This window comes from Phytoactinopolyspora endophytica (assembly GCF_004138495.1).
Taxonomy (GTDB): Bacteria; Actinomycetota; Actinomycetes; order Jiangellales; family Jiangellaceae; genus Phytoactinopolyspora; species Phytoactinopolyspora endophytica.
In genome coordinates this window covers 153,398-156,827 of record NZ_ML142855.1, presented here as the reverse complement: position 1 = coordinate 156,827, position 3,430 = coordinate 153,398, and the positions used below count along the sequence as shown (strand labels likewise).

Below are 3,430 nucleotides of genomic sequence, written 5' to 3'. Positions count from 1 at the left end.
CCGCTCAAGCACGCCTGCCTCCGGCATTGCCGCACTCCGTTCGGCCACCTGATGACGCGGTGGCGTCCCGGTCCACGAGGTGCGTTCGTCCTCGGGCTCAGACACGGCGGCGTGTGTGTGGGATGCTGCTGGGCACTCATGAGCCTGATGTTCGTGGGCGGTTCGATGTCGTTTCTCTGGATGGTGGGCATCGCCGCGTATATCGCCGTCGAGAAGATGCTTCCCGATGGGCATGGCGTCGCCCGGCTGGCGGGTCTTGGCCTCGTCGCATGGGGTCTGTGGACGTTGGCACAGTCCTTGTGACCGTCCGCTCCAGTGGGCACATTCGCTGATATGAGAACCACAGGTTCGGACCTGCCAGTATTGGAGCGGTGGACAGCCTGACGAAGCGCCGCATGACGGCCCCAGAGATCGTAGACCTCGTGAGACACGGCGCTGGAGAAGACGTCGAGGTGACCTCGCACTCGCAGTTCACCGACAGCTTCTTCAACGCGGTCTATGCGGTCACCTTGTCCGACGGCCGCGATCTAGTACTGAAGGTTGCGCCTGATCCGGGCCTTAAGCTGCTGCGCTACGAAGTGGACCTGATGCACACCGAGGTGGAGTTCTTCCGGCGAGCCGGGAACGTCGGTGTTCCGCTGCCGGGCATCGTCGCCGCCCAGCCCTACCTCGGCTACCTGTTGATGCGACGGCTGGAAGGCCGGCCACTCGAAAGCGTCAAGGAGAGGATGACCGACGTCCACCTAGCGCGTGTGCGGCACCAGCTGGGTACGATCTGCCGTCGGCTTCGCCACGTCTCCGGGCCGATGTTCGGTTACCCACGACGCGACGGGCATACGCACTCGGCCAGCTGGCGCACATCGTTCCTGACGATGATCGACGACATTCTGACCGACGCCGTCGAGTACCGGCGCGAGCTGCCGGCCCCAGCAGGGAAGATCCGCGGCCTCGTCGAGAAACATGCCGAGCTTCTCGACGAGGTGACCACCCCGGCGCTGGTCCACTTCGACCTGTGGGACGGCAACGTCTTCGTCGTACCGGACGGTGACGGTTACCGCGTCGAGGGCATCATCGATGGCGAGCGGGCCTTCTACGGGGACCCGATCGCCGAGCTGACATCGCTGGCGTTCTTCACCGACCCCGAGCAGGCGCCCGGTGTCCTCAACGGCTTCCTGGGCAGGCCGCTGACTGGATCAGAACGAACCCGGCTCAGCCTGTATCGCGTCTACCTCTACTTGATCATGGTCACCGAGGGTGCCCCGAGGGGCTTCGATCCCATCGAGCACGAGCCGACGCTCCGTTACGTCCTGGGCGAGCTCGACGCGGAGCTCACCCGGCTCTGACAAGCCGGCGGGGTCGAAGGACGCCCTGCTACCGCAGAACCGGTGAAGCTGATAGACCACAGCCATGGACTTCGCCGCAGAGCCCTCCCACACACTCGCCGACCCCAAGGAACTGCTGCTCGGCTATCTGGACTACTACCGAACGGCGATCGGCCGAAAGCTCGACGGAATGCCGGACGACGAGCTCCGGAACAGTCGGCTGCCGTCGGGCTGGACACCGTTGGAGCTGGTGAACCATCTTCTGCACATGGAACGACGATGGCTGCGGTGGGGGTTCACGGCCGAGCAGGTCGATGCACCATGGGGCGACGCCGACGAGCACGATCGCTGGGTCGCACCGCCCGAAACGACGGCGGCCGAGCTGATCACCGCGCTGCACGAAGGCGGCGAACAGACGCGTACGATCGCCGGCTCAGCCGATCTGGCCGATCTCGCGGCAGTCGGCGGCCGCTTCCAGTCGGACAAGGAGCGGCCGACTCTGGCCCAGATTCTCTTCCACGTTCTTCAGGAGTACGCCCGCCACGCAGGCCATCTCGACATCGTCCGCGAGCTCGCCGACGGCCGGCTCGGCGAATAGCCGTTGGCACGGTAGGGGTCATCGACCGGTAGCCCTGATGAGCCAGCAGAAAGCCTGCGACTTCTCCGACCAGAACCCGGCGTAGAGCGAGTGCCACGACTGACGTCGCTTACCTCCATACCAAGTACCGGCTGCCGGTGACATTGCTCGTGGTGTGCCCGGATGCTTCGACGGCGAAGTGGGCTCGCAAAACCGATCAGGGTCGGCCTCGCGACACGGCCGACACAGATCACCGGCCCGCTGGCATTCGGGCCGGACAACGTTCCGGCTATCGTCGATGTCGAGCAGGCAGGAGACGACGTGGTGCTGGCTATGTTCTCGGCGCTGACCCACCGAAATGACCCGCAGGCCGGCGGGGTTCTGCAGGCGCTCGCAGCGGCGTTGGACAACCTCAGCGACCCAGCCGTTGCCGGCTACTTGGCCGAGTTCACCGAAGTAGGATTAGGAGACACGGCCGCACGTGAGATATGGAGGAACCTCATGTCGACGCTGACCTACCACTACCCCTCGCAGCTGCGGACCCGAGCTCAGGAGGAGGGCTGGGCCAAAGGCCTTGCTGAAGGCGAGGCTGCAGGGCTCGCCGCGGGCAAAGCAGAGGGGGAAGCGACAGCCATACTACGGGTGCTGGCTGCGCGCGGCGTCGATGTCCCCGATGACGCACGCGCACGCATCGCCGAATGCACCGACCTCGATCAGCTTCAGACATGGGTCGAGCGCGCCGCGACCGCCACCGCCGTTGATTAGCTGTTCGCCTAGGTGAAGCTGAGGCTCTGCCGGTACCTGCGCAGAACGTGGTGCATTAGGTGGCGTGCGGCCGGCCACCTCCCCGAAGAGCGAGGTTGATCGCTCCACAGACAGGTGGAACGTCGAGGACACGCAGCGTCAGAAACGGCGCCCGTACCTCCAATCGCCGCCGCAGTGAATCGACCAGCGCAGGCTGGCCGGTGATCACGCCACCCGCTGCCAGCACCACGTCTCCGACGGCCCCACGAGCCACGGCAGCCAGAATGTCTTGCACCAGGGCATCTGCCGCATCATCGAGCACCCGGCGCGCCACCTGCGATCCGCGTTCGAGCTGCTCGAAGAAGAGCACGCCATGCCGGCCCCACGCCGTCGCGTCCGCCGCGTCGCTGAGCGCATAGGCCAGCGCACTCACGTCCGGCACGTCGTAGAACTTCATCAACTCCTCCGCCAGCGGATCCGGCGGCTGCCCCTCACTGTCGTAGCGGGAGATCAGCCGCATGCTCTCCCGGAGCAGGGCGGGAGCGCTGCCGAAGTCCCCGAAGAGCCAGCCGTGGCCGCCCACGGTCACCATCCCCCCGGCGGCGTCCGTCCCGACGACGATGGCGCCGGTGCCGACGATGAGTTGAATGCTGGAGTCCAGACCGGCCGCAGGGCCGAGCAGAGCGGCATCGTTGACCACATGAAACGCGCCGTCGAGGTGCGCGGTAAGCCGTGTACGGGCGGCCTCACACGCCTGCGGGGTGTCGCACCCATGGGCTCCGACTAC

5 protein-coding genes are annotated in these 3,430 nt (G+C 66.0%); 4 read left to right on the top strand and 1 reads right to left on the bottom strand.

All coding sequences use genetic code 11. The features are described 5' to 3' along the window. From ELR45_RS37970 to ELR45_RS35235, 4 genes are all read left to right on the top strand, one after another. A partial coding sequence (locus ELR45_RS37970) for a DUF2182 domain-containing protein (protein ID WP_205856660.1) occupies positions 1 to 303 on the top strand: 303 nt, incomplete at its 5' end. A 119-nt stretch (positions 304 to 422) separates the two neighbouring features. After that, on the top strand, positions 423 to 1,343 hold the full coding sequence (locus ELR45_RS15565; protein WP_165367802.1) for a phosphotransferase family protein: 921 nt from the start codon (positions 423 to 425) through the stop codon (positions 1,341 to 1,343). A 64-nt stretch (positions 1,344 to 1,407) separates the two neighbouring features. After that, a complete protein-coding gene (locus tag ELR45_RS15560; protein ID WP_129667229.1) occupies positions 1,408 to 1,920 on the top strand; it encodes a DinB family protein in 513 nt (170 codons plus the stop codon). A 162-nt stretch (positions 1,921 to 2,082) separates the two neighbouring features. Beyond that, positions 2,083 to 2,664, top strand: a complete 582-nt coding sequence (locus ELR45_RS35235; protein WP_165367801.1) for a hypothetical protein — start codon at positions 2,083 to 2,085, stop codon at positions 2,662 to 2,664. Between the two features lie 55 nt (positions 2,665 to 2,719). Here ELR45_RS35235 and ELR45_RS15555 read toward each other — a convergent pair. Then, positions 2,720 to 3,430: hypothetical protein (locus ELR45_RS15555; RefSeq protein ID WP_205856659.1), on the bottom strand; the 711-nt coding region annotated here is incomplete at its 5' end.

Excerpts from the sequence above, each read along its gene's own strand:
- ELR45_RS35235 (WP_165367801.1), top strand. The coding sequence starts at position 2,083 with ATGCTTCGACGGCGAAGTGGGCTCGCAAAACCGATCAGGGTCGGCCTC.
- ELR45_RS15560 (WP_129667229.1), top strand. The coding sequence starts at position 1,408 with ATGGACTTCGCCGCAGAGCCCTCCCACACACTCGCCGACCCCAAGGAA.